Origin of the sequence: Herbaspirillum sp. VT-16-41, assembly GCF_001994935.1 — a bacterium.
GTDB classification, from domain to species: Bacteria; Pseudomonadota; Gammaproteobacteria; order Burkholderiales; family Burkholderiaceae_D; genus Herbaspirillum; species Herbaspirillum frisingense.
This window is the reverse complement of sequence record NZ_MUXB01000089.1, coordinates 1-817: the sequence shown is the minus strand read 5'-3', so window position 1 is coordinate 817 and position 817 is coordinate 1. Positions and strand designations below refer to the sequence as shown.

At 45.8% G+C, this 817-nt stretch carries 1 protein-coding gene; it reads right to left on the bottom strand.

The genetic code is table 11. The features are described from left to right. Positions 1–103: 103 nt before the first annotated feature. Positions 104–793, bottom strand: coding sequence for a LysE family transporter (locus BTM36_RS29330; protein ID WP_077235684.1), 690 nt, complete (start codon positions 791–793; stop codon positions 104–106). Between the last annotated feature and the right edge of the window lie 24 nt (positions 794–817).

Below are 817 nucleotides of genomic sequence, written 5' to 3'. Positions count from 1 at the left end.
TGCTAATATTCATTAAATAATGGGAATAATTACAGCTTATTTAGCCTCCCCTTGTCACTTCAAATTTTGATAACCCTTACATTAATCTCCATCTTTTTTTCATCTATTGATACGATAATAGATTCTCTACACCCTCTGTAATACGCTCCACATTCGGTAGCCAATCATCCTCAACCGTTTGGACAGGATAAGGAGTATCATAACCTGTTACCCTTACAATTGGTGCTGCTAGAGAATATAAGCATTCTTCTCTTACAATAGTTGCAATCTCTGCTCCACCTCCGCCAGTTTTCACTGCTTCATGAACAATCATTAATCTACCTGTTTTATCTACAGATTCTTTAATTGCTTCTGTATCTATTGGACTAATCGTTCTTAAATCAATTACTTCCAAGTTAATCCCCTTTTCTTGAAAGGCTTGTGCCGTTTTCAATACCATTGGGACGGTTCCACCCGCGGCGTCATCCAAGATATCTCCCGGTGCTTCCCCAGATGCTTCCATGCCGGGAGCGCGTAGAGCCTTGATGCCCAGATAAAAGAGATAGGCAGCGCCGGCCCATTTCAGCATGCCGAAGAGAAACAGCGATTTGGACACCAGGAGGCCAAGGCCAAGAATGGTATAGCTGATATGGAAGAGCAAAGAGGCACCGATGCCGAAGCTGGTCATGATGGCACTGCGGCGGCCATGCACGATGCTCTGCCGCACAACAATGGCAAAGTCAGCGCCCGGCGAGACGATCATGATCGAGAAGACGGCCATCAGGCCGAGGAACTCATACATGTAGTGTGACATGCTTATTCTCCGGCAGGCGCTTCA